The 25,491-nt window shown below is 60.2% G+C and carries 21 protein-coding genes and 1 pseudogene; 15 read left to right on the top strand and 7 right to left on the bottom strand.

What is annotated here, in order from left to right; all coding sequences use genetic code 11:
* Positions 1 to 71: 71 nt before the first annotated feature.
* The 4 genes and pseudogenes from IB248_RS20555 to dprA all read left to right on the top strand — a co-directional run bounded on the left by IB248_RS20555 (position 72) and on the right by dprA (position 4,066).
* Positions 72 to 1,028: an aspartate carbamoyltransferase catalytic subunit gene (locus IB248_RS20555; RefSeq protein ID WP_018857021.1), complete on the top strand. Its 957-nt coding sequence runs from the start codon at positions 72 to 74 to the stop codon at positions 1,026 to 1,028.
* Complete coding sequence (locus IB248_RS20550; protein WP_018857022.1) at positions 1,025 to 2,314, top strand: dihydroorotase; 1,290 nt, start codon at positions 1,025 to 1,027, stop codon at positions 2,312 to 2,314. The genes IB248_RS20555 and IB248_RS20550 overlap by 4 nt, the downstream gene beginning before the upstream one ends.
* A gap of 20 nt (positions 2,315 to 2,334) precedes the next feature.
* Positions 2,335 to 2,955, top strand: a complete 621-nt coding sequence (plsY, locus tag IB248_RS20545; protein WP_169681814.1) for a glycerol-3-phosphate 1-O-acyltransferase PlsY — start codon at positions 2,335 to 2,337, stop codon at positions 2,953 to 2,955.
* Position 2,956: 1 nt separating this feature from the next.
* A pseudogene (gene dprA / locus IB248_RS20540) lies at positions 2,957 to 4,066 on the top strand (DNA-processing protein DprA).
* Positions 4,067 to 4,071: 5 nt separating this feature from the next.
* Here the strand turns inward: dprA and IB248_RS20535 are convergent.
* Positions 4,072 to 4,251: a hypothetical protein gene (locus IB248_RS20535; protein WP_018857024.1), complete on the bottom strand. Its 180-nt coding sequence runs from the start codon at positions 4,249 to 4,251 to the stop codon at positions 4,072 to 4,074.
* A gap of 258 nt (positions 4,252 to 4,509) precedes the next feature.
* On the opposite strand from IB248_RS20535, the gene topA reads away from it, so the two are divergent.
* The 5 genes from topA (at position 4,510) to rpmG (ending at position 11,722) form a co-directional block, all read left to right on the top strand.
* Entirely contained in the window at positions 4,510 to 7,161 is a 2,652-nt protein-coding gene (gene topA, locus IB248_RS20530; protein ID WP_018857025.1) for a type I DNA topoisomerase, read from the top strand.
* Entirely contained in the window at positions 7,158 to 9,530 is a 2,373-nt protein-coding gene (rnr, locus tag IB248_RS20525) for a ribonuclease R (protein ID WP_192241582.1), read from the top strand. Before topA ends, rnr begins: the two co-directional genes overlap by 4 nt.
* Before the next feature lie 31 nt (positions 9,531 to 9,561).
* Positions 9,562 to 10,017: a DUF983 domain-containing protein gene (locus IB248_RS20520; protein WP_018857027.1), complete on the top strand. Its 456-nt coding sequence runs from the start codon at positions 9,562 to 9,564 to the stop codon at positions 10,015 to 10,017.
* A 256-nt stretch (positions 10,018 to 10,273) separates the two neighbouring features.
* Positions 10,274 to 11,461, top strand: coding sequence for an MFS transporter (locus IB248_RS20515; RefSeq protein WP_192241581.1), 1,188 nt, complete (start codon positions 10,274 to 10,276; stop codon positions 11,459 to 11,461).
* A gap of 93 nt (positions 11,462 to 11,554) precedes the next feature.
* Entirely contained in the window at positions 11,555 to 11,722 is a 168-nt protein-coding gene (rpmG, locus tag IB248_RS20510) for a 50S ribosomal protein L33 (RefSeq protein WP_003587245.1), read from the top strand.
* A 706-nt stretch (positions 11,723 to 12,428) separates the two neighbouring features.
* Here rpmG and IB248_RS20505 read toward each other — a convergent pair.
* Both IB248_RS20505 and IB248_RS20500 read right to left on the bottom strand, forming a co-directional pair.
* A complete protein-coding gene (locus tag IB248_RS20505) occupies positions 12,429 to 13,799 on the bottom strand; it encodes a PleD family two-component system response regulator (RefSeq protein WP_192241580.1) in 1,371 nt (456 codons plus the stop codon).
* Positions 13,800 to 13,817: 18 nt separating this feature from the next.
* A complete protein-coding gene (locus IB248_RS20500) occupies positions 13,818 to 14,189 on the bottom strand; it encodes a response regulator (RefSeq protein ID WP_007531841.1) in 372 nt (123 codons plus the stop codon).
* A gap of 132 nt (positions 14,190 to 14,321) precedes the next feature.
* Here IB248_RS20500 and IB248_RS20495 point away from each other — a divergent pair, with 132 nt between their 5' ends.
* Together IB248_RS20495 and IB248_RS20490 are read left to right on the top strand one after the other, a co-directional pair.
* Entirely contained in the window at positions 14,322 to 14,630 is a 309-nt protein-coding gene (locus IB248_RS20495; RefSeq protein ID WP_018857030.1) for a DUF3572 domain-containing protein, read from the top strand.
* 2 nt (positions 14,631 to 14,632) lie between these two features.
* Positions 14,633 to 15,304: a hypothetical protein gene (locus tag IB248_RS20490; protein ID WP_018857031.1), complete on the top strand. Its 672-nt coding sequence runs from the start codon at positions 14,633 to 14,635 to the stop codon at positions 15,302 to 15,304.
* Here IB248_RS20490 and IB248_RS20485 read toward each other — a convergent pair.
* Positions 15,279 to 15,866 carry a GNAT family N-acetyltransferase gene (locus IB248_RS20485; RefSeq protein ID WP_018857032.1) on the bottom strand — a complete coding sequence of 196 codons (588 nt, stop codon included), beginning with the start codon at positions 15,864 to 15,866 and terminating at the stop codon, positions 15,279 to 15,281. The genes IB248_RS20490 and IB248_RS20485 overlap by 26 nt on opposite strands.
* A 75-nt stretch (positions 15,867 to 15,941) precedes the next feature.
* Between IB248_RS20485 and IB248_RS20480 the strand changes: the two genes are divergently transcribed.
* Both IB248_RS20480 and IB248_RS20475 read left to right on the top strand, forming a co-directional pair.
* A complete protein-coding gene (locus IB248_RS20480; protein ID WP_026371766.1) occupies positions 15,942 to 17,231 on the top strand; it encodes a DNA polymerase IV in 1,290 nt (429 codons plus the stop codon).
* Between the two features lie 94 nt (positions 17,232 to 17,325).
* Complete coding sequence (locus IB248_RS20475) at positions 17,326 to 18,561, top strand: L,D-transpeptidase family protein (RefSeq protein WP_192241579.1); 1,236 nt, start codon at positions 17,326 to 17,328, stop codon at positions 18,559 to 18,561.
* A gap of 2 nt (positions 18,562 to 18,563) precedes the next feature.
* Here IB248_RS20475 and dnaE read toward each other — a convergent pair whose 3' ends face one another.
* A complete protein-coding gene (gene dnaE, locus IB248_RS20470) occupies positions 18,564 to 22,064 on the bottom strand; it encodes a DNA polymerase III subunit alpha (protein ID WP_192241578.1) in 3,501 nt (1,166 codons plus the stop codon).
* A 303-nt stretch (positions 22,065 to 22,367) separates the two neighbouring features.
* Here dnaE and IB248_RS20465 point away from each other — a divergent pair, with 303 nt between their 5' ends.
* Both IB248_RS20465 and IB248_RS20460 read left to right on the top strand, forming a co-directional pair.
* Positions 22,368 to 22,952 carry a hypothetical protein gene (locus IB248_RS20465; protein WP_113470093.1) on the top strand — a complete coding sequence of 195 codons (585 nt, stop codon included), beginning with the start codon at positions 22,368 to 22,370 and terminating at the stop codon, positions 22,950 to 22,952.
* 68 nt (positions 22,953 to 23,020) lie between these two features.
* Complete coding sequence (locus IB248_RS20460) at positions 23,021 to 23,485, top strand: DUF5680 domain-containing protein (protein ID WP_018857038.1); 465 nt, start codon at positions 23,021 to 23,023, stop codon at positions 23,483 to 23,485.
* On the opposite strand, the gene IB248_RS20455 is transcribed toward IB248_RS20460, so the two are convergent.
* Both IB248_RS20455 and IB248_RS20450 read right to left on the bottom strand, forming a co-directional pair.
* Positions 23,486 to 24,169, bottom strand: coding sequence for an ABC transporter ATP-binding protein (locus tag IB248_RS20455; RefSeq protein WP_018857039.1), 684 nt, complete (start codon positions 24,167 to 24,169; stop codon positions 23,486 to 23,488).
* 14 nt (positions 24,170 to 24,183) lie between these two features.
* Entirely contained in the window at positions 24,184 to 25,491 is a 1,308-nt protein-coding gene (locus IB248_RS20450) for a lipoprotein-releasing ABC transporter permease subunit (protein ID WP_018857040.1), read from the bottom strand.

The raw sequence follows: 25,491 nt of genomic DNA, 5'->3' as shown, positions 1-25,491 counted from the left end.
CCACAGCGCAAGCTTGCCGCCGCCCGGCTCACTCTTTATAGACCCCGCAGACGACAGCAAGAGGCAGGTTCATGGTCTTCTTTCCCCACCGCCACCTCATCGGTATCAAAGGGCTCACCGAGCAGGATATCACCTTTCTCCTCGACAAGGCCGACGAGGCCGTCAAGATCAGTCGGCAGAGAGAGAAGAAAACCTCGACGCTGCGAGGCCTGACACAGATCAACCTGTTCTTCGAAGCTTCGACGCGCACCCAATCTTCCTTCGAGCTCGCCGGAAAGCGCCTCGGCGCCGACGTGATGAATATGTCCGTCGGCAATTCTTCGGTGAAGAAGGGCGAGACGCTGATCGATACGGCGATGACGCTGAACGCGATGCGGCCCGATGTGCTTGTCATCCGCCATTCGAGCGCTGGTGCCGCCGCCTTGCTCGCGCAGAAGGTTTCCTGCTCGGTGGTCAACGCCGGCGACGGCCAGCACGAGCATCCGACCCAGGCGCTTCTCGACGCGCTGACAATCCGCCGCGCCAAAGGCAAGCTGTCGCGCATCATCGTCGCGATCTGCGGCGACGTCCTGCATTCGCGCGTGGCGCGCTCGAACATCCTTTTGCTGAATGCCATGGGCGCACGCGTGCGAGTTGTCGCGCCGGCAACGCTACTGCCGGCTGGCATCGCGGACATGGGCGTCGAGGTCTTCCATTCCATGAAGGAGGGCCTGAAGGACGCTGATGTGGTGATGATGCTGCGCCTGCAACGCGAGCGCATGTCCGGGGCCTTCGTGCCGTCGGTTCGCGAGTACTATCACTTCTATGGGCTCGACGCGGAGACCCTCAAGGCGGCGAAGGAAGATGCCCTCGTCATGCATCCCGGCCCGATGAACCGTGGCGTCGAGATCTCCTCCGAGGTTGCGGATGGACCGCAGAGCGTGATTGCAGAACAGGTGGAAATGGGGGTCGCGGTGCGCATGGCCGTGATGGAGACGCTGCTGGTCTCGCAAAATCAGGGTCCGCGTACCGAAGGAGCCGGCGCATGAAGAACTCGATCGTCCTCAAGAACGTTCGTATCATCGACCCCTCGCGCAATCTCGATGAAGTCGGCACGATCATTGTCAAGGATGGCATGATCGTGGCAGCCGGCGCGGATGCGCAGAACCAAGGAGCGCCCGCTGGCGCCGACGTGCGCGATTGCACCGGTCTCGTCGCCACCCCAGGCTTGGTGGATGCCCGCGTCCATATCGGTGAACCCGGAGCCGAACATCGCGAGACAATGGCATCGGCGAGCCGTGCGGCGGCAGCCGGCGGCATCACTTCGATCATCATGATGCCGGATACCGATCCTGTCATCGACGACATCGCGCTGGTCGAGTTCGTCAAGAAGACGGCGAAGGACAAGGCGCTGGTCCACGTCTATCCGGCTGCGGCGATCACCAAGCATCTTGCCGGCGAGGAAATGACCGAGATCGGCCTGCTGATGGAAGCGGGCGCAGTCGCGTTCACCGACGGCCGCTCGAGTGTCCACGACACGCAGGTCCTGCGCCGGGTGATGACCTATGCGCGCGAATTCGGCGCGGTGATATCCTGCGAGACCCGCGACAAATATCTCGGCGCCACCGGTGTCATGCATGAGGGACTGTTTGCCAGTTGGCTCGGTCTCGGCGGCATCCCGAAGGAAGCGGAACTGATCCCGCTCGAGCGCGACCTGCGCATCGCCAAGCTGACGCGCGGCAACTACCACGCCGCGATGATCTCCGTGCCGGAATCGGTCGAGGCGATTGAGCTTGCCCGGAGCCGCGGTGCGACCGTGACCTGCGGCATCTCGATCAACAATCTCTCCCTCAATGAGAACGACATCGGCGAGTACCGCACCTTCTTCAAGCTCTACCCGCCGCTGCGATCCGAAGACGATCGCGTCGCGATGGTGGATGCGCTGGCGCGCGGCGCGATCGATATCATCGTCTCCTCGCATGATCCGCAGGATGTCGACACAAAGCGCCTACCGTTCGGCGAAGCGGCTGATGGCGCCATCGGCCTTGAAACGATGCTTGCTGCGGCACTCCGCCTGCATCACAGCGGCCAGGTCAGCCTGATGCGCCTCATCGATGCCATGTCGACGCGGCCGGCGCAGATCTTCGGCCTCGAGGCGGGCACGCTGAAGCCGGGCGCGAAGGCAGATATTACGCTGATCGACCTCGATGACCCTTGGCTGGTTTCGAAGGACATGCTTCTTTCCCGCTCGAAGAATACGCCGTTCGAAGACGCGCGCTTCAGCGGACGCGCTGTAGCGACCTATGTCGCCGGACAGTGCGTGCATAGCATATAAAAAGACCACCGGAGGGGAACATGGTCTCGGATCTTATGACCTGGCAGATCACGCTGCCTATCGCGCTCGTGGCTGCCGCCATCGGCTACTTGCTCGGCTCCATTCCTTTCGGCCTGATCCTGACGAAGGCAGCCGGGCTCGGTGACGTCCGCAGCATCGGATCCGGCAATATCGGCGCGACCAATGTGCTCAGAACCGGCAACAAGAAGCTTGCAGCCGCAACGCTTCTTCTCGATGCTCTGAAGGCGTCTGCAGCAGCCTGGATCGTCGGCTATTTTTTGGGCAGCGAGGCGGCGCTGATCGCCGGCTTCTTTGCCTTTATCGGTCACCTCTTCCCGGTCTGGATCGGCTTCAAGGGTGGCAAGGGTGTTGCCACCTATATCGGAACACTGCTCGGCATTGCGCCGATCATGGTTCTCGTCTTCGCCGCGGTCTGGCTGGCCGTCGCCTTCACGACCCGGTACTCATCGCTTTCAGCACTGGTTGCAATGCTTGTAATTCCGGTTGCATTGTGGATACTGGGCGCCGAGAAGGTTGCAGCTGTTATGGCCATCATGACTATTATCTCCTACTGGAAGCACAAGGCCAATATCTCCCGCCTGATGAGCGGGACGGAAACCAAGATCGGGGCGAAGGGATAGGATGGACGCTCTCAGCGCCGCGTGGCTGCGTCTCATTCGCTCGGACAATGTCGGGCCTGCGACCTTTCGCGATCTCGTCAATCACTTCGGATCCGCCGAGACGGCGCTGGCCGCCCTGCCCGAGCTTTCTGCGCGCGGCGGCGCCACGCTCTCCATCCGGATAGCGACGGAGAGCGAAGCGCATAAGGAGTTGGAGGCCGCGCGCCGCTTCGGCGCCCGCTTTGTTGGCATCGGCGAGCCAGAATACACACAGGCGTTGAAGCAAGTCGACGTGCGCCGCCGCTGCTTGCCGTCAAAGGCAATCTCGCCGTCTCTTCGCAGCCTGGCGTCGGTATCGTCGGCTCCCGCAATGCCTCCATCAGCGGCGCCAAGTTCGCCGCCACGATTGCGCGCCAGTGCGGCCGAGCCGGCTATGTCGCGGTCTCCGGCCTTGCGCGCGGCATAGATACCGCAGCGCATCGTGCAAGCCTCGATACCGGAACGGTGGTCGCCATGGCCGGAGGTCTGGATCAGCCCTACCCGCCGGAGAATGCCGATCTGCTTGACGATATCTGGAATGGCAACGGGCTCGCCGTCAGTGAGATGTCGTTCGGCTGGGAACCGCGGGCACGCGACTTTCCGCGCCGAAATCGGCTCATCGCCGGCGTTTCGCTGGGGGTCGTTGTCGTCGAAGCAGCGATGCGCTCGGGCTCGCTGATCACCGCAAGACTGGCCGGCGAGTTTGGCAGGCTGGTATTTGCGGTGCCGGGTTCACCGCTCGATCCGCGCTGCCATGGCACGAATGGATTGTTGAAAGACGGTGCCATGATTGTCACGACGCCAGATGACGTCACCGAAGCTCTGGCGCCCCTCTCGCAGATCGAACGGTACTCAACGCCGGTCGCCGAGGAGCCGGAGCGCGAGGGTGGCCGTTCGATGCTTCCGCCCGACGAATCCGATCGCTCGCTTTTCGTCGATGCGCTCTGCCCGACGCCCGTCGAGATCGATGATATCATCCGTCACACCGGTTTGCCGGCGGCTTCGGTTTTATCTTGTCCTGCTGGAGCTTGATATTGCCGGACGGCTTCATCGCCATCCCGGCGGCTTCGTCTCTCTTGCGATTGGCGACTGAGATCCCTACATCCGGGCCTGCAGATCGCCGGCCTCCACATAGGCCATCACGATCAGATAGCAGAGCATATCGGCGTTCTCTTTTTCCGCCACTCGCCGCAACTCAGCCAGCATCTGCCTGATGAACGCGATGTTCTCTTGCGAGCCGGATCGTCCGGTATCTTTCTTTGCGAACTTGGCCGCCATGGGATAGTCTCTGAGGAAAGAGAAACGCCGCCTTTCGGCTAGCCCGAACCACACTCCAAAAACGATACCTAAATTATCCTAACTTGCAATACGTTCGCTATCTCGCATTGGTTGCATCGCGTTGTAATACGCAAAAATGAGGTCAGACCACTTGACCGAAACGATTTCCCTGTCCATGTCGAAGAGCCGGTTATCCTGGCACGGCAGGGATTCCATCTGCTTATGCACCGGCTTGGCACGTTTTTTTAGAGAATCATGATGAATGTTGTAGTGGTAGAATCGCCCGCCAAGGCAAAGACGATCAACAAGTATCTGGGCTCCGGATACAAGGTGCTCGCCTCCTTCGGCCATGTCCGCGATCTGCCTGCCAAGGACGGCTCGGTCCTTCCCGACCAGGATTTCGAGATGCTGTGGGAGGTCGACGGCGCGTCTGCCAAGCGACTGAAGGACATCGCCGACGCTGTGAAGTCATCCGACAGCCTATTCCTCGCAACCGACCCGGATCGCGAGGGTGAAGCGATTTCCTGGCATGTCCTCGACATGCTGAACAAGAAGCGCGTCCTGAACGGCAAGACCGTGAAGCGGGTCGTTTTCAATGCGATCACGAAGAAGGCCGTGCTCGACGCCATGGCCGACCCGCGCGACATCGATGTTCCGCTGGTTGATGCGTATCTCGCTCGCCGTGCCCTCGACTATCTCGTCGGTTTCAATCTGTCGCCGGTTCTCTGGCGCAAGCTCCCCGGCGCGCGTTCGGCCGGCCGCGTACAGTCAGTGGCGCTGCGCCTGGTCTGCGATCGCGAATCCGAAATCGAACGCTTCATCTCTGAAGAGTACTGGAACCTTTCGGCTCTCCTGAAAACGCCGCGAGGCGACGAGTTTGAAGCGAAACTGGTTGCGGCTGATGGCAAGCGGTTGCAGCCTCGCGCGATCGGAAACGGCGAAGAAGCCGGCAAGCTCAAGGCACTTCTGGAAGGCGCGACCTATGTCGTCGACACGGTCGAGGCGAAGCCGGTCAAGCGCAACCCGGGACCACCCTTCACAACCTCCACGCTTCAGCAGGCAGCGTCCTCGAAACTTGGCTTTTCGGCGTCGCGGACGATGCAGATCGCCCAGAAGCTCTACGAGGGTGTTGATATTGGTGGCGAAACAGTTGGTCTGATCACCTACATGCGTACGGACGGCGTCCAGATGGCGCCCGAAGCCATCGACGCGGCACGCAAGGCCATCGTCGATCAATTCGGCCAGCGCTACATGCCCGAGAAGGCGCGCTTCTATTCGACCAAGGCAAAGAACGCACAGGAAGCGCACGAAGCGATCCGCCCGACTGATTTCAATCGGTCGCCCGACCGCGTGCGGCAGTACCTGGATGCCGACCAGTTGAGGCTTTACGACCTCGTCTGGAAGCGGGGCATTGCGAGCCAGATGGCATCGGCTGAGATCGAACGCACGACGGCTGAAATCACCGCCGACAACAAAGGTGAGAAAGCTGGGCTGCGCGCTGTCGGCTCGGTGATCCGTTTCGACGGCTTCATCGCCGCCTATACCGACCAGAAGGAAGATGGCGAACAGAGCGACGACGGTGACGAGGATGGTCGCCTGCCCGAGATCAACGCTCGTGAGAACCTTGCGAAGCAGAAGATCAATTCGACTCAGCACTTCACTGAGCCGCCACCGCGCTACTCCGAGGCAACGCTGATCAAGAAGATGGAAGAGCTCGGCATCGGGCGTCCGTCGACTTACGCGGCGACGCTGGCGACCTTGCGTGACCGCGAATACGTCACCATCGACAAGCGCAAACTGATCCCGCAGGCCAAGGGCCGGCTGGTGACGGCCTTCCTCGAAAGCTTCTTCACCAAGTACGTCGAATACGATTTTACGGCAGATCTTGAAGAGAAGCTCGACCGGATCTCTGCCGGGGAGCTGAACTGGAAGCAGGTGCTGCGCGATTTCTGGAAGGACTTCTTCTCCCAGATCGAGGATACGAAGGAACTTCGTGTCACCAACGTCCTCGATTCGCTTAACGAGGCACTGGCGCCACTTGTATTCCCGAAACGAGAAGACGGCGGTGATCCGCGCATCTGTCAAGTTTGCGGCACCGGCAATCTTTCGCTTAAGCTTGGAAAATACGGCGCCTTCGTTGGCTGCTCGAACTATCCCGAATGCAACTATACCCGCCAGCTTTCGTCAGAAGGCGGTTCGGAGGCCGAAGGCGTTGCGCTGAACGAGCCTAAGAATCTCGGTTCCGATCCGGTGACTGGCGAAGAACTGACCCTGCGTTCAGGACGCTTCGGCCCCTACATCCAGCGTGGCGAAGGCAAGGAAGCCAAGCGTTCTTCCCTGCCGAAGGGCTGGAAGCCTGAGGACATCGATTACGAAAAGGCGATGGCGCTGATTTCGTTGCCACGCGACATCGGCAAGCACCCGGAAACCGGCAAGATGATTTCTTCCGGCATCGGCCGTTATGGGCCGTTCCTGCTGCATGATGGAGGCTACGCCAACCTTGAAAGCGTCGAAGACGTCTTCTCGATCGGCCTCAACCGCGCTGTCACCGTGATCGCCGAGAAGGCGAGCAAGGCGCCGGGTGGGAGGACGGCGGCGGCAGCTCTGAAAGAGCTCGGCGACCATCCCGACGGCGGCGCAATCACGGTTCGCGACGGCAAGTACGGCCCCTATGTGAACTGGGGCAAGGTCAATGCGACGCTGCCGAAGGGCACCGATCCGCAGGCCCTGACCGTCGAGGAAGCGCTGGCGCTGATCGCCGCCAAGGCCGGCAAGGCACCGGCTTCGAAGAGTAAGGCAAAACCGAAGGCGAAGGCCGCTGCGGCTGAAACCAAGACGACCAAGACCGCGGCCAAGCCGAAGACGGCGAAGGCCAAGGCGCCGGCAAAGACGAAAAAGAGCAAAGAGTGAGCAAAATCCCGCGGGAAAGAATGAAGGGCATGGGCAAGCGTCCCGGCAAGATTGGACGCGCCAGCCAACAACCCGCAGCCGAACCGCTGAACATCGCTCACGGAGCCCTGCCTTCCCGCGACGTGATCCTGCGCTTCATCGCCGATCATCCGCAGAAGGCCTCGAAGCGCGAACTCGCAAAGGCCTTCGGGCTGAAAGGCGACAGCCGGGTCGAGCTGAAACACCTCCTGCGCGAACTGGAGCAGGAAGGCATGCTGCAGAAGACGCGCAAGTCGCTGATCCGGCCGGGCGCACTGCCGCCTGTCACCGTGCTCGACATCACGACGCGCGACAAGGATGGCGAACTGATCGGCCGCCCGGCGGAGTGGCCTGACGATCAGGGCGTTGCGCCTGCTGTCGCTATTCGCCAGTCGACCTCGCCTGCCGGGCGCAACGGCAAGGGCAAGGCGCTGGTTGCCGGCATGGGCGATCGCATCCTGGCGAAGATCTTTCCGGCCGCCGACCGTGGTGGGCCGGCCTACACGGCGCGCATCATCAAGATTTTGGACAAGCGCCGCGGTGCGCTGCTCGGGGTCTTCAAGGATGCGCCGGGAGGAGCCGGCCGTCTGCTTCCGATCGACCGACGCGGCGAGGAAATGGTGATCGACCCTGACTACAAGGGCGAGGCCAAGGACGGCGATCTGGTTGAAGTCGAAGTCGCTCGCCTTGGGCGCTTCGGCCTGGCACGCGCCAAGGTCCTGTCGATTGTCGGTTCGGTCGCATCCGAGAAGGCGATCTCGATGATCGCCATCCATGCTCACGGAATCCCTTATATATTTCCGCCTGCTGTGGTCGCCGAAGCCGACGATGCCAAACCTGCGACGATGTCGCATCGCGAAGATTGGCGAGATGTCCCGCTGATCACCATCGACCCGGCGGATGCGAAAGACCATGACGACGCCGTCTATGCGGAGACTGACCCTTCTCCCGACAATCCGGACGGCGTTATCGTTACGGTCGCCATCGCCGACGTCTCCTATTACGTCCGCCCGAGCTCGCCACTCGACCGCGAAGCTCTGAAGCGCGGCAACTCGGTCTACTTCCCCGACCGGGTCGTGCCAATGCTGCCGGAGCGCATCTCGAACGATCTCTGCTCGCTGAGAGAAGGTCAGGACCGGCCGGCGCTTGCCGTTCGCATGGTGTTTTCGAAGGAAGGCCGCAAAATCGGCCACACCTTCCACCGTGTCATGATGAAGAGCGCTGCAAAGCTCTCCTATCAGCAGGCCCAGGCGGCCATCGATGGCAAGCCGGATGACAAGACGGGACCGCTTCTGGAACCAATCTTGAAGCCGTTGTGGAATGCCTACAGGATCATGACGCGCGGCCGCGAGCGCCGGCAGCCGCTTGAACTCGACATGCCGGAACGCAAGATCCTGCTAAAGCCTGACGGCACCGTGGATCGCGTCTTCGTGCCGCCGCGCCTCGATGCACACAAGCTGATCGAGGAAATGATGATCCAGGCCAACGTCTCGGCCGCCGAGACGCTGGAGAAGAAGCGGCAAGTCCTGATCTACCGTATCCATGACGGGCCGACGCTCGCCAAGCAGGAAGTGCTGCGCGAGTTCCTGGCAACGCTTGGCATATCGCTTGCCAAGGGCGGCAACATGCGCGCCAACAATTTCAACATGATCCTCGCCAAAGCAGACGACACGCCGCACCAGACGATGGTCAACGAGATGGTGCTGCGTTCTCAGAGCCAGGCGATCTACAGCCCCGAGAATATCGGGCATTTCGGCCTGAACCTCATGAAATACGCGCACTTCACCTCGCCCATCCGGCGCTATGCGGACCTGATCGTGCATCGGGCGCTGGTCGGTTCGCTCGGCTTCGGTGAAGGCGGGATCACGCCCGACGAAGAGGCCGCGCTCGACGACATCGCCGCCGAGATCTCAACCTTCGAGCGCCGCGCGATGGCGGCCGAGCGCGAAACGGTGGACCGCCTGATTGCGCATCATCTTGCCGGCCGCGTCGGCGAGGAATTCGAAGGACGCGTATCAGGTGTGACGAAATCGGGACTATTTGTCACTCTCCCGGACTATGGAGCAGACGGCTTCGTTCCTATATCTACGCTCGGAACGGACTACTTCATCTATGATGAGGCGCACCAGGCGCTGTCTGGCGAAAAGACCGGGCTCGGATATCGCCTCGGCGACAGTGTCACGGTCAAGCTTGCAGAGGCCATTCCGCTTGCCGGTGCGCTACGCTTCGAGATGATCAGCGAAGGGCGAAAAATTCCCACAGCTGTACGTTCGTTCCACAAGGCGGGCCGGCGGGACGCAAGCCGGGCACGCAAGAAGGCCGGGACAAGGCCGCCAAGAGGGCGGCGATAGGCGTGTAGGGCGCCGCGAAAGGAAACGAACGATGACGACCACCTCGAGCGACCAGACGATCCGTTACGGAAGCAATCAGGAGGCGGAACGTCCGCTCGGCCGCTCTGTCAAGCGCGGCATGATGAACACCTGCCCCGCATGCGGCAGCGGCAAACTCTTCAAAAGCTTCCTGAAGCCGGTGGACAATTGTGCCGCCTGTGGCGAGGCCATGTACCATCATCGCTCGGACGACCTACCGCCTTACCTTGCAATCGTGGTGATCGGCCATGTCATCATCGGCGGCTACATGGCAACGGATCTCGTTTGGCCAATGCCCCTCTGGCTGACCTTCGCGATCTGGACACCCATCACATTGATTGCCACGCTTTTGATCATCCAGCCGATCAAGGGCGGTGTCATCGGTCTGCAATGGGCGTTGAAGATGCACGGCTTCGGTGGACAAACCGACGATCATGACGCCTACGAGATACCGGGCCGCAAGCGCTAGGACATTTCTGCCTTCACCTTGACGACACAATTGACGTGTAGTGGCAGCCCCAACGGCGCTGCGGTTCCGCGGGGCGAAATCTCATGTGTATTCGGTAAGCTTCTTTGACTATACGACTTCAAGAACATCCAGGTTATTGCCGCCAGCGCATTTCATCTTGTAAAGCACAGCCGTCACTTGGATTTGGCACGCCTGTGCCTTTCTATGGTGCGTCGCGGTGAGCGATTCTGTGCAGCAGGTCTCTAAGGATGCGTATATGTCTCAGCCGCGGAACGGCGCAACACCAGGCGATGTCGAAGAAATTCACTGGCCTTCACTGGTGGCAGCCATTTCGTCCATCTCCGCTGTCGGCATAGCAATCGGCCTGGGACTCCCGCTTCTCAGCATCATTCTCGAAAAGCGCGGCATTCCATCGACACTGATCGGACTGAATACGGCGATGGCCGGGGTTGCCGCCATGGCGGCTGCGCCGATCACCACGAAACTGGCGCACAAATACGGCGTCGCCCCGACGATGATCTGGGCCGTCGTGATTTCAGCGATCAGCGCACTCGGCTTCTACTATGCCCAGGACTTCTGGATGTGGTTTCCGCTGCGGTTCGCTTTTCACGGCGCGACGACGACGCTGTTCATCCTATCGGAATTCTGGATCAATGCCGCCTCGCCGCCCTCCAAGCGCGGCTTCGTGCTCGGCATCTATGCAACCGTCCTTTCGCTCGGTTTTGCAGGCGGGCCGCTGCTCTTTTCGATTCTCGGCAGCGAGGGCGTGCTTCCATTCGCGGTCGGCGCTGGTGCCGTCTTGTTGGCCGCCATTCCCATCTACATCGCACGCTACGAAAGCCCGGTTCTCGAGGAGAAGCCTGAACTTCATTTCATGCGCTACGTCTTCCTTGTGCCCACCGCAACGGCCGCCGTCTTCATTTTCGGGGCCGTCGAAGCCGGCGGTTTGGCACTGTTCCCGATCTATGCGGTGCGCGCCTCCTTTACGGAATCTCAGGCCGCGCTGCTGCTGACGGTGATGGGAATCGGCAACGTGATCTTCCAGATCCCGGTTGGGCTGCTCTCGGACCGCATGAAGGACAAGCGCCCGCTGCTGGCCGCGATGGCCTTCATGGGCCTGATAGGTTCCCTGATGCTGCCGGTTCTCGTGCACAGCTGGATTCTGATGGCGACCGTACTTCTGTTCTGGGGCGGCTGTGTCGCGGGCCTTTATACGGTGGGACTCAGTCACCTCGGCTCTCGCCTGACCGGCTCGGACCTCGCAGCAGCCAACGCGGCCTTTGTATTCTGTTACGCGGTTGGCACTGTGGCCGGGCCGCAGGTTATCGGCGCCGCCATCGACGTTGCCGGCAACAACGGTTTTGCCTGGGCGATCGCCGGATTCTTCGGGCTTTATGCCCTGCTTTCCTCGATCAGGCTGCTTTTCCTCCGAAAGCGGGCTTGACTTTTCGGGCGGGATTCGTAGTTTCGCGCCAGAATTTGCCGTGGAGCCTATCCGGCCTGCCACGGCTTTCATTTTATTAAAGGCAGGACGACCATGGCCAAGGCTACCACAATCAAGATCAAGCTGCTGTCGACGGCCGACACCGGTTTCTTCTACGTCACGACGAAGAACAGCCGTACGATGACCGACAAGATGACGAAGACCAAGTACGACCCGATTGCTAAGAAGCACGTCGAGTTCAAGGAAACCAAGATCAAGTAATCGCTTGATCTGACGTTTTTCGAAGAGGCGCGCGCCCATGGGCTGCGCGCCTTTTTGTTTTCCGGCTTTGCCGTCTGGTCTCGAGGCCTGAAAACAGAAACGCCGTCCTTCCTAAAATGCGGAAAGGACGGCGTTTTCCTGAAAGGGGGTCGACCAGCAAGCAACGCGGCACGAGGAACCGCTTATTGTTGCAAACCAGCCGACCGACCCCACGACCCAGGAGATGCGGCGGACCTGAGCATCATGGGGTACCTCGGACTCCTCACGGGAGTACTTATCTCTTATGGCCGATAATTTGCTCGAAAATGAAAGAAAATCAACAAATTCTTAATGGTTAGATTTCTGGGCTTGATTTCATGGTTAAAAGTACGGCTTTGGGACAGTTTTTAAAGCTTGGAATCGCGTACTTTTGCAAGAATAGCGCCTAATGGGCAAAGAAGGCCGAAACTATAGCCCAATAGTATTAGCTTCCGCCGATGCGGGCCAAAGCTTGTCCATTCGCGGCTACTTGCGAAATGCCGGCTACATCCGATTGATCCTCACATTTGTCCCAGCAACCGCGCGGCATCTGCCTAGCATGATATCAAGAGCGAGCAAACCTTCGGAGGGAAATGCCGGCTTTGCAACTGCAATTACTTCGTTGCCGTGCCGTCCGCCCTTAATTAGCAAGTTGTGGATGACCTGAAATGCCTCATAGAAGCATTGCTCAAGCGGCGGCGACCACGCGATTACGGCCACCCGTTTTTGCCTCGTAAAGCGCAAGGTCCGCCTGCTTCATCAACTGCCCTGGAGTGAGGATGGAGGAGATCCGCGACGAAATGCCGAAGGACGCCGTGACGTCCAGTTCCTGCCCCGTTGACTTCAGCAGGAACGGTACCGTCTCGACCACCGAGCGCAGTCGCTCCGCGACGGCTGCCGCCACTTCGGGCGAGGTATCCGGCATAACCACTACGAATTCCTCGCCGCCGTATCGGCAGGCCAGATCGGCACCACGGACGGTGGAGCGGATGCGCCTTGCAAACTCCCGCAGCACATCATCCCCCGCATCATGGCCATAGGTGTCGTTGACTTGCTTGAAGCGATCGATATCGGTGATCAGCACCGATAGCGGACGACCTCGCGCCATCGAGCGATTGAAGAGCGTGCTGAGGTGATTATCCAGGTAGCGGCGGTTGCTGAGCCCGGTCAGCGGATCGGTCACGGCAAGCTCGATCGTTTGCTTCACGCTCGCGCGCAGGCGATCATTATAACGCTTGCGGCGCATCTGCGTCAGGCTGCGCGCCACCAGCTCATTGGGATCGACCGGCCGGACGATATAGTCGTTGACGCCGAGTTCCAGGGCCCGGATCACCATGTCGTCGTCGCCCTGCTCGGTGATGATCAGGATCGGTAGAAAGCGCGTGCGCTCGAGCGAACGAAGCTGCGAGCACAGGCGCAGCGGATCATAGTTGTCGAAATTGGCGTTGACGATAACCAGTTCAAAGGGGGTTTCCGACGCTTCGAAGAGTGCCGCCTGCGGATCCGAGATTGCCGAGACATCGGCGATGGGCTTCAGCGCCTTGATGATGCGTTCCTGCGAATTGGCGCGTCCGTCGACCAGCAGCACCTGGCCCGATTCGTCGCTCCGCCCCTCGCCGGTTCGCAGCAGTTCATCGATCCCCATGGTCTGCGCTGTTTCGGCGCGAATGCGCAATTCGTCGCTGAGCGTCTTCAGCCGCAACAGGCTCTTCACCCGGGAAATCAGCTGAAGGTCATTGACCGGTTTGGTGAGAAAATCGTCTGCGCCGGCTTTCAGACCACGCACGCGATCGGCCGACTGATCCAAGGCCGTCACCATGACGACAGGTATGTGCGAGGTCTTGGGATTGGCCTTCAGGCGCTCGCAGACCTCGAAGCCGTCCATCCCCGGCATCATGATATCAAGAAGGACAAGATCGACCTGGTTGCGCTCGCATATTGCGAGGGCCTGATAGCCGTCGCCGGCGGTCAAGACATCGAAATACTCCGCGACTAGCCGCGCCTCGAGCAACTTGACGTTGGCCGGAATGTCATCAACCACGAGAATGCGCGCAGTCATAGGCTTCTTTCCGATGCGTCAGGCATCGCCCAAATAGGTCTTGATCGTCTCAATGAATTTAGGAACGGAAATGGGTTTGGAGACATAGGCCTCGCAGCCGCCCTGGCGTATGCGTTCCTCGTCACCTTTCATGGCAAATGCTGTAACGGCAATAACAGGAATGACGTGCAGGTCATCGTCTTCCTTCAGCCATTTGGTAACCTCGAGACCAGAAACCTCGGGGAGTTGGATATCCATCAAAATCAGATCGGGCCGGTATTTGCGCGCGAGGTCGAGCGCTTCCATGCCGTTTCGGGTCTGAATCGTCGTGTAACCGGACGCCTCGATGAGGTCGCGAAAGAGCTTCATGTTGAGCTCGTTATCTTCTACAATCATCACCTGCTTGGGCATGACACGCGTCCTACGTCCGTTCCGGTACCGCTTCCCCGCATGAAGAAGACTTCTGCGATGGCATGGTTCCATAGAACCGATCGCGGCACACTATCGCTATTTGGTTGAAAAATAGGTAATTTACCCAGAAAAATGCAAAGCAACTTCAAGACTTCGAAACAACTCGCGGCCGATCCGCAGCAGACTGCGATCTCCGTTCTTGCCTGGCTTGCCAACGATCCGGATCTGTTCGGTCGTTTTCTCGCATTGACCGGTGTTGAACCGGCCCAGGTGCGCCGCGTGGTCAGCGATCCCGGCTTCCTTTCCGGCATGATGGATTTCGTCATGCAGCACGAGCCGACGGCGATGGCCTTCTGCCAAGCGACCGGCACCGCGCCCGACGCATTGAATGCGGCATGGCTGCACTTTTCGCCGCCGGGACTTGGCTCGGGAGAATTTTGAGCATGGATATTGCTACCAACGTCAGCCAGGTGCGCCTCGGCGACCGGCCTTTGGTTGTGTGCGACATCGACGAAGTGGTTCTCGAGTTCCTCACTCCCTTCACCGCTTTCCTGCGCTCGCACAGCTACGACCTCCTGCCGCGGTCGTTCCGCCTCTACGGTAATATCGTCTCTCTGCTTGACGGCAGCGAGCTGGATAGGGACGCCGTCGATTCGTTCGAGGAAGTGTTCTTCGCGAACCAGCACCTCTGGCAGAAACCGGCGGAAAAAGCCGTTGAAACACTGCAGTCGCTTTCGGCCGACGCCGACATCGTCTTCTTGACCGCGATGCCACCTCGGCACCACGGTATCCGGCGCGAATTTCTCAATCAGCTCGACCTCTCGTTCGACCTGATCGCCACGGAAGAGCCCAAGGGGCCCGTCGTCGCAAGGCTGCATGATGGCCGAAGCCTGCCAGTCGCCTTCATCGATGATATGCAACGCAATCTCCTTTCCGTTGCCCATCATGTGCCTAAGTGCTTGCTCCTGACCATGATGGCCAACGCGGATTTCAAGCCGTTCGCGCCACCGCCAGTTGGAAACATCGTCGCTGCCGCCGGCTGGGACCATGCCGCAGAGTTGCTGAGGGCGCATTTCTCGGCGGATGTCCTCAAGGGCGCAAGTCCAGCCGCATGAGCGGTCGGCCATCCTTTCGTCTGGCCACGGTTTCAAATCCAGCCGCATCGAAGATCGCGGTTGATCCAATACAGAGCGTCACCGACTTCGATTGCTTGACGTGGTCAATCGGACAGCCCTCGAGGTAGCGGGCACCGTGGCGCCACGCATGGTCGATCGCACCGGCAAGCAGTTGATGGCTGAGCCCCTGCCCACGCAAATGCGATGTCAGGAAGAAACAACTCACCGCCCAGAATGACGGATCGTGTGCATCACCCTCTTCCATCGGTCGGGACACTGTCCGCGACGAGTTGAATTGCGGTACGTCGTGCCTTGGCCCGACCTGAACCCAGGCGACCGGTTCCTCATCGGCATAGGCCAGAATACCTGGCGGCGGCCCGACAGCGATCCTGCCAAGCATGTGCGACTTTCGCTCGTCCGGCCTCATCTTCGTCCGCACGGCATGAGGCAAGCGAAGCGCGACACACCAGCAATCATAAAACGCTCCGCGGGGACCGAAGAGCCGTTCGAAGTCACTCCACCGGTCTGCTGTCACCGGCTCGAAACGGAGATCGATATCCAATGCAAACCTCCCAGCCTCTCTTGAGACTCGAAAGTTTAGAAGCTAATGTTGCGATGTTCAATCTTTGTTCTCATCATGACACTTGCCTACGCCAAGACACCCGGCTTCTGTCGCGACTGCCTTGCCGAGCAGAAGGCCGAAACGTGCCGTTGTGTGGCGTGCGGCAGCCCCCGGCTTGTGCGACACAAGGAGCTGTACGAACTGACGCTGGCGCATATCGATTGCGACGCCTTCTATGCAGCGATCGAGAAGCGTGACAATCCAGAACTCGCCGATAAGCCCGTCATCATCGGCGGCGGCAAACGCGGGGTGGTCTCGACCGCATGTTACATTGCGCGTATCCACGGCGTTCGTTCTGCAATGCCGATGTTCAAGGCTCTTGAGGCCTGCCCCCAGGCAGTCGTCATCCGACCCGACATGGAAAAGTACGTGAAGGTCGGACGCGAAGTCCGCACCTTGATGCAGGAACTGACCCCGCTCGTTCAGCCGCTTTCGATCGACGAGGCGTTTCTGGAACTCGGCGGCACCGAGCGGCTGCATCACGATCCGCCGGCGCGCACGCTTGCCAAGTTCGTCCAGCGCATCGAGAAGGAGATCGGCATAACCATCTCCGTTGGGCTCTCCTACTGCAAGTTTCTCGCCAAGGTCGCGTCCGACCTTCAGAAACCTCGCGGCTTCTCGGTCATTGGCCGCGAGGAAGCAGTTTTTTTCCTGGCACCGCGGCCGGTGACGACGATCTGGGGCGTCGGCAAGGCGTTTGCAGCCACGCTGGAGGCCGACGGCATCCGGACGATTGGCCAGTTGCAGACGATGGAGGAAAACGACCTGATGCGCCGATATGGCAGCATGGGGCAGCGGCTGGCGCGTCTTTCCCGCGGCATCGACGACCGCGAAGTGCATCTGAACGACGCGGCGAAGAGCGTCTCGTCCGAAACGACTTTCTTCGACGATATATCCCGCCATGACGAGCTTGTTCCGATCCTCCGCAGTCTTTCCGAAAAGGTCTCCTGGCGGCTGAAGAAAGATGATATCGCCGGCCAGACCGTGGTTCTCAAAATGAAGACGGCGGACTTCAAGCTGCGCACCCGCAATCGCAAACTTGAAGACCCGACCCGGCTTGCCGACCGGATATTCCGTACCGGGCTGGACCTGCTGGAGAAGGAAACGGACGGCACGAAGTTTCGCCTCATCGGGATCGGCGTCACCGACCTTTGCGACCCCGCGCGCGCAGATCCGCCCGACCTTATCGATGAGCAATCGGGTCGTAGGGCCGCAGCCGAAGCGGCAATGGACAAGTTGCGCGACAAGTTCGGCAAAGGCACCGTCCAGACCGGATATACGTTTGGCGGCAAGCGCGATCACTAATACGTGAGGCTGCCTCAGGGTTCCTTATATCAAGTTTTCCTTAAGCTTCACCGACTAGGCTTCGGCTTCAAGTATTGCGTATCGGTTGAGTCATATGTTGTCGCGTCTCGTTTTTGGCCTCGGCTTGCTGTCGGCCACCGCGCTCGTGCATCCCGCTCTCGCGGCGGATGCACGCACGCTGCAGATCTTCGTATCGAAGGATGCGCAGTCGCTTACGCTCTACGACGGCACAGAGGTCGTGGCGACCTCGAAGGTTTCGACGGGGAAGCCGGGCCATACGACGCCGAGCGGCATCTTTTCCGTCATCGAGAAGCAGAGATATCACGAATCCAACATCTATTCGGCTGCGCCGATGCCGTTCATGCAGCGGCTGACCTGGTCTGGCATCGCGCTTCACGAGTCGAATTCCGTGCCGCGCTACCCAGCATCGCATGGCTGCGTCCGAATGCCGGCAGCCTTCGCCAAGCAGCTCTACAAGATGACGGCAATGGGCGTTCCGGTTGTCATTACCGACGCGGAAGTAACGCCGGAACCGATCGATCACCCGACGCTCTTCCGGCCGGATATGCCGGAGCCGCCAGCACTGCTTTCCGACGCTTCGCTGAGGCCGACGATCGGGCAGGCTCCCGTTCAGGTCGCCATGAACGACGTTGCGCCACCGCCTGCACAAATGCCGGCAGCGAGCGCTCCCGCAAACGACACACCGATCCGTATTCTCATTACGCGCCGCAGTCTGCGCGAGGAGATCATCGACCTTCAGACATATCTCAACGAGCTCGGATTTGCCGCGGGTGAACCGGATGGCCTCCTCGGGTCGGCAACGCTTCAGGCAATCAGTGATTTCAAGTTGCAGCATCCAGTCGAGCCGACCAACGACAAGTCACCGGCAAGTGACGCGCTCATTAAGGCGGTCTATGCCGCGGCGGGCAAGGGAGCGCCGCCGAACGGCGTCATCATGGTTCGCCAAGGCTTCCAGCCGGTTCTTGAAGCGCCGATCTCGATCGAGAACCCGGGCCTTGCCCTCGGTACGCATTTCTTCTCTGTCCACAACGTCGATTTCGAAACCGGCTCGGCGGACTGGATGGGAGCGACGCTTCCCAACACACTCGCCCGCGCGATCATGAACCGGCTCGGCATTAGCAGCCTGGAAAGCTCGATCATATCAGGCACGCCGATCGCCAATGCGCTGAGCCGTATCGATATTCCTGAGGAGGCGCGGCGGAAGATCGACGCCATGCTGACCACCGGCTCGACGTTGACAATCTCAGACACCGGCCTCGGACCGGAGACCGGCGAAGGAACCGACTTCATCACCCTTACAAGAGGCTGACGTCAGACCAGCTCGACGTCGATGACGCCGGGCGCTGCGCGCAGTGCGGCAGCAATCTCCGGCGTGATACGATATTTCTGCGGAAGCTCGACTTCCACCTCGCGCTTGCCTTCCTCCTTGATCACGATGAAGGAGACAAGGCCATCGCCCTTGGCATTGAGGTGTGCCGCGACGGCACGAAGCGGCCCGGAATCGCGCACGTAGACGCGCAGGGCCTTCTGCATCTGCAGCGATTTCTCTTCCAGCGACTGAATGGTCTGCAGGCGAAGGCCGATGCCTTCCGGCCGCTCTTCCCCTGTCGCCGTGATAACGAAGGACTTTCCGGACTCCAGCACGTCGCGATACTGGTTCAACATCTCGGAGAACAGAACGGCTTCGAACTGACCCGAGGAGTCGGAGAACACGATGATACCCATCTTGTTGCCGGTCCTGGTCTTGCGCTCCTGCTTGGAAATGACGGTGCCCGCAAGGCGGCCGTTGCTCGCGCCCTGCTTAACGGCCGCCGAAAACTCGGCGAAGGTCTGCACGCGCATCTTCTGCAGAATGCTCTGGTAGCTATCGAGCGGATGCGCGGTCAGGTAGAAGCCCAGGACCTGGAATTCCTTGAGCAGCTTTTCCGAGGCCAGCCACGGCGAAAACGGCGGCAGCGAGATTCTCTCTGGGCCGGATGAAAGAGCGCTGCCGAAGATATCCGACTGGCCGCTCAGCTTGTTTTCCTGCGCACGCTGGGCGTAGCCCATGATGCGGTCGAGCCCGCCCGCCAGTTGCGCGCGGTCGAGCCCGAAACAATCGAAAGCACCGGCGAAGATCAGGCTTTCCAGCACGCGGCGGTTCACCTGTCGCGGATCAATGCGCAGGCAGAAATCCTCAAGGCTCGCGAATGGGGTGCCACCGCGGACCTCCACGATATGATCGACAGCCGATTCGCCGACCCCCTTCAGCGCCGCCAGCGCGTAGTAGATCCTGTTGTCGCCGGTCTCGAAATGGCGGAACGAGGTCTGTACCGAAGGAGGGATTACCTCGATGTCGAGACGCTTGGCGTCCTGCCGGAAGTCGTTGACCTTTTCGGTGTTCGACATATCGAGCGTCATCGACGCGGCGAGGAACTCGACCGGATAATGCGCCTTCATATAGGCGGTCTGGTAGGAAACGATCGCGTAAGCGGCGGCGTGAGACTTGTTGAAACCGTAGTTGGCGAACTTGGCGAGCAGGTCGAAGATCACATCGGCTTGCGGCTTCTTCACGCCGTTCTTGACGGCGCCATCGACGAAGCGCTCGCGCTGCTGGTCCATCTCCGCCTTGATCTTCTTACCCATGGCGCGACGCAGAAGGTCGGCTTCACCGAGCGAGTAGCCCGACAGGACCTGGGCGATCTGCATCACCTGCTCCTGGTAGACGATAACCCCCTGCGTTTCCTTCAGCAGGTAGTCGATCGTCGGATGGATCGACTCGATCTCTTCCTCGCCGTGCTTGCGGGCATTGTAGACCGGGATGTTTTCCATCGGGCCTGGGCGATAAAGCGCCACGAGTGCGATGATGTCCTCGATGCAGTCCGGCTTCATGCCGATCAGCGCCTTGCGCATGCCCGCACTTTCAACCTGGAACACGCCAACCGTTTCGCCGCGCGAGAGCATCTCGTAGGTCAGCTTATCGTCCAGCGGGATCGAGGCAAGATCGACCTTGATGCCACGCTTGGCGACGAAATCGACGGCGACCTTCAACGTGGTCAGCGTCTTCAGCCCGAGGAAGTCGAACTTGACGAGGCCGGCCTGCTCGACCCACTTCATGTTGAACTGGGTGACAGGCATGTCGGAACGCGGATCGCGGTACATCGGCACCAGCTTCGACAGCGGGCGGTCGCCGATGACGATACCGGCAGCGTGGGTCGATGCGTGGCGGTAGAGACCTTCAATCTTCTGGGCGATATCGAGCAGGCGGGCGACGACCGGCTCCTTGTCGGCCTCCTCCTGCAGCTTCGGCTCTTCCTCGATCGCCTTCGACAGCGGCGTCGGGTTGGCCGGATTGTTCGGCACCAGCTTACAGATCTTGTCGACCTGACCGTAGGGCATCTCCAGCACACGGCCGACGTCGCGCAGCGCCGCGCGGGCCTGCAGCGAACCGAAGGTGATGATCTGCGCGACCTGTTCGCGGCCGTACTTGCGCTGCACATAACGGATCACCTCTTCGCGGCGGTCCTGGCAGAAGTCGATATCGAAGTCGGGCATCGAGACGCGTTCCGGGTTGAGGAAGCGTTCGAAGAGCAGCGAGAAGCGCAAGGGATCAACGTCAGTGATCGTCAGCGCGTAGGCAACGAGAGAGCCTGCACCGGAGCCGCGGCCCGGGCCGACGGGGATGTCATGCTGTTTTGCCCATTTGATAAAGTCCGAAACGATGAGGAAGTAACCCGGGAATTTCATGCGCTCGATGACGCTCAGCTCGAATTCCAGGCGCTCGCGGTAATCCTTCTCCTCATAGCCGGGCGACATGCCGAGAGTGGCAAGGCGCTTATCCAGCCCCTCCTCCGCCTGCCGGCGCAGTTCGAGTGCCTCTTCGCGTTCCGCCTCCTCGGGATCGGCGGTGGCGCCGGTGAAACGCGGCAGGATCGGCTTGCGCGTCTTCAGGATGAACGAGCAGCGCCGCGCGATCTCGATGGTGTTTTCCAGCGCCTCCGGCAGATCCGCAAACAGCTTCGCCATTTCGGCGCGGCTTTTCAGGTAGTGATCAGGCGTCAGGCGAAACCGGGTATCATCCGAAACGATGGCGTTGTGGGCGACGGCCATCAGGGCGTCATGCGCATCATAGTCGTCACGGGTCGGGAAAAAGGCTTCGTTGGTGGCGACCAACGGCAGGTCGTGCTCATAGGCAAGGCCGACGAGCTTCTGCTCATGGCGCTTGTCGTAAGTGCCGTGCCGCTGCAACTCAACATAGAGCCGGTCACCGAAATGGCGCTTCAGCAGCAGGAGGCGTGCCTCCGCCTGGGCGGCATGCCCATCCTTCAGCGCCACGTCGACCGGCCCCGTCAGGGCGCCGGTCAAAGCGATCAGGCCGTCGGTGCCGATCTCGTCGAGCCAGGAGGCACGAATGTGGATCGATTGACCGTTGCCCTCGCCGCCGAGATAGGCGCGGCTGACAAGGTCCACCAGCAGCTCGTAGCCGGCGTCGGTGGCCGCAAGGAGCACCAGCGACGGCAGCTTGGCGAGCGCCTGCTGGCCGCCGCGCCGTTCCGTCTCCAGTCCATCCTCCATGTCGATCGAGACCTGGCAGCCGATGATCGGCTGAAGGCCCTCGTCCATCGCCTTCTGTGAGAATTCGAGGGCGACGAACAGGTTGTTGGTGTCGGTGATCGCTATGGCCGGCTGGCTGTCGCCCGACGCCTTGTAGAGGATCTTCTTAAGCGGCAGCGCACCTTCAAGGAGCGAATAGGCCGAGTGGACCCGAAGGTGAACGAAGCCCGGCGTACCACCGATGAAACCGCCTTCCGCGTCTTTCTCCGCACCCGCCATGACATGCCTTCCGATCACCTGAATCAATCAGGTCTATTCTCAGCATTGAGGGGTTGATGTCCAGACAAGGGCTGCGCTCGGACCGCATGGCAGCCATGCGGTCCCCGGAATTCTTACATTGCCATGCAGATAAGCGAGAAGCTGGCAACGAACATTGCGATGGAGGTGAATGCTGCGATATCACGGATCAAGTCAGTCATTTGGCTCTCCTGTTCTCTTATGTTTTTAATTTGTTCCGCTATTGTTCTATTGTCAACAGGATTCTTTTCCGTTTTGCTGACCGCATGGTGATGGGAGAAAAGCATGTTTAAGTTTGTATTAATTGCTGGATTGGCTCTATCGGCGGCGTTTACCGCTCGAGCCGAGCAAATCGATCCCACGCGGATCGTCGACGCGGCGACGGGGGATTGGGATGGCGATGGGCGTGCGGACCTCGCGCTGCTGGTTGCTCCCGAGGAGGGCGCCAACTATGATCAAATCGGCATCTACCTCTATCTTCGTGACAGCGACCACGAACTTCTGCGGCTTTCGCTGGCCGCACCAAACAAGATCTGGGGCAGCACCAATGCGGACGGCGTCTTCGGACAGGAACCGTCGTTGAAGGCCGTCGGCAAATCCTCCATCGCCGTACACTCACAGAACAGCGCGATCGGGCGCGATCGCTGGGACCAGACGCTGACGGTGGCCTATCGGAACAAGCAGTTCGTCGTTGCCGGCTATACCTACAACCACTACGACACGCTCGACCCCAATGCCGCCGGCTCCTGCGACTACAATGCACTGACCGGCAAGCTGCAGAAGGATGGCAAGGATGTCAAAGCCGAGCCACGTGTCCTCCCGATCGCTGAGTGGAACGACGACACTGGACAAACGATCTGCGGACCGTGAGGCTTGTTCTTATTTTGTTCTTTACATTTAATAGCGTTGTTGAGACGCTGTCGAGCGGAGGGAACGCCATGGATATTGTCGCATTGAACAGTTTCATCGTCGAGGCGAAGGCGAATACCTATGTCGGTGGCGGAAGCCCTGTGCCCGCCTGCCGGACAGGATCGCGCGACATCGGATATCAGCGCGGCGCCTGGCGCTATCTCGACAGCTATTTCGGCGGCGCAGATTTCGCCGGGCAAGAAGTGGTCTGGCTGGAGAGCGAACCGGTCTGGGCGATGAACTACTTCGGACGCATCGTCGAGCATTCGCTGATCGACGGAGAACGGGCGGGAACGGTGATCAAGGCTGCACTGTCAAAAATGTATGCCGAATATCGGCGCTTCCTCGGCGGCATGGAGTTCGAGCACGCCTTCGGTTACTATGCCGATCAAAGCATAGGGGACTGCAGCCATTTCAGCGGTCGCGAAGTGATCGTCGTGAACGAGCGCAGAGCCTACGAATTGGACTACCGTGGCGGTCTCATCCACCCCTAATCAGAAATCCACGACCTTGCCGTCGGCGATAGTCACGCGGCGGTCCATGCGCCCGGCGAGTTCGTGATTGTGGGTCGCGATCAGCGCCGCCAGGCCTGATTGACGCACCAGCGCTTCAAGCGCGTCAAAGACATAGCTTGCCGTTTCAGGATCAAGGTTGCCAGTCGGCTCGTCCGCCAGCAGCAGGCTTGGCGCATTCGCGACGGCACGCGCAATCGCCACACGCTGCTGCTCGCCACCGGAAAGCTCTCCGGGGCGATGCGCGCCGCGATGGCCTATGCGCATATAATCGAGCAGCTGGCCGGCTCGCTCCTTCGCTTCCTTACGCGGCAGCCCTGCGATCATCTGCGGCATCATGATATTCTCGATCGCAGAAAATTCCGGCAGCAGGTGGTGGAATTGATAGACGAAGCCGATTTCGCTGCGGCGAATCGCGGTGCGCTTATCGTCCGGCAAACCATCGCAGGCCTTTCCGTTGATGATCACCTCGCCGCCATCGGGGTGCTCAAGCAGGCCGGCAATATGTAGAAGCGTCGACTTGCCTGTGCCTGACGGCGCGACAAGGGCGACGATTTCGCCGCTGTTCAGCGTGAAGTCCGCACCCTTGAGGATCGAGAGCAGCGTCTCGCCCTGACCATAGTGGCGCTCGACACCGGAAAGCTTGAGAACGGTATTCCGCTTCATGAAGAGAGCATTCCTTATTCGTAGCGCAGGGCCTGCACGGGATCGAGCTTGGAGGCTCGCCATGCCGGGAAGATGGTGGCGAGGAAGGACAGGGTCAGCGCCATGATCACAACTGAAAGCGTCTCTCTCATACTCATTTCCGCAGGCAGCTGGCTGAGGAAGTAGAGTTGCGGGTCGAACAGCACCGTGCCGGAAACCCAAGAAAAGAACTCGCGGATTTTCTCGATATTGATACAGACAACGACACCAAGCAGGACACCGGCTATCGTGCCGACGACACCGATCGCCGCACCCGTCATGAAGAAGATGCGCATGATCGCGCCAGAGCTCGCGCCCATCGTGCGCAGGATCGCGATATCGCTGCCCTTGTCCTTCACCAGCATGATGAGGCCGGAAATGATGTTCAGCGCCGCAACGAGGACGATGAGCGTCAGGATCATGAACATCACGTTCCGTTCAACCTCGAGCGCCGAGAAGAAGGTCTGGTTGCGTTGGCGCCAGTCGGTAATCGCAATTTGCCGACCGGCTGCGGCCTCGACCTTCGGCCGCATATTGTCAATGTCGTCGGGATTGTCGACGAAAAGCTCGATGGATTGAACTAGGCCCTCGGCATTGAAATAGAGCTGCGCTTCCTCAAGCGGCATGTAGATGATCGTCGCGTCGTATTCCGACATGCCGATCTCGAAAATGCCGGAGACCTTGTAGGACTTCACCCGCGGATTGACGCCCATCGGTGTGACGTCACCTTCCGGTGATATCAGCGTAATGTTGTCGCCTGCCTGGAGGCCGAGTTGGGCAGCCATGCCCGAACCGATCAACACGCCCTGCCCGGCGGCAAAACCGACCAGATCACCGGACTTGATATTACCGGAGACGGTCTTCACCTTTTCCAGGTCTTCAGGTCGGATGCCGCGTACCAGCGCGCCCGTGCCCGCACCGCCCTGACCTGAGGCCAATGTCTGGCCCTCGACCAGCGGCAGCGCAAGCTTAATGCCCGGCACGCCGGCAAGCTTGTCGGTCAACGCCGGATAGTCCGTGAACGGAGTATCGACGGGCTGAACGATCATGTGACCGTTGATGCCCAGAATGCGGGAGATCAGCTCCGTGCGGAAGCCGTTCATGACAGCCATGACGATGATCAGCGTCGCAACGCCGAGCATGATGCCGATGAAGGAGAAACCGGCGATCACCGAAATGAACGCCTCCTTGCGGCGGGCGCGCAGATAGCGCCACGCCACAAGCCGTTCGAAGGCGGAAAATGGCCGGCTGGCCGGCGCCGAGCCGGATTTAGAACCCTGCTGGCTCACCGCTACATCTGCCAT

This window comes from Rhizobium sp. RHZ01, from assembly GCF_014851595.1.
Classification (GTDB): domain Bacteria; phylum Pseudomonadota; class Alphaproteobacteria; order Rhizobiales; family Rhizobiaceae; genus Rhizobium; species Rhizobium altiplani.
Note: the sequence above shows the minus strand (reverse complement) of the source record. Positions and strands in the feature narration are given on the sequence as shown.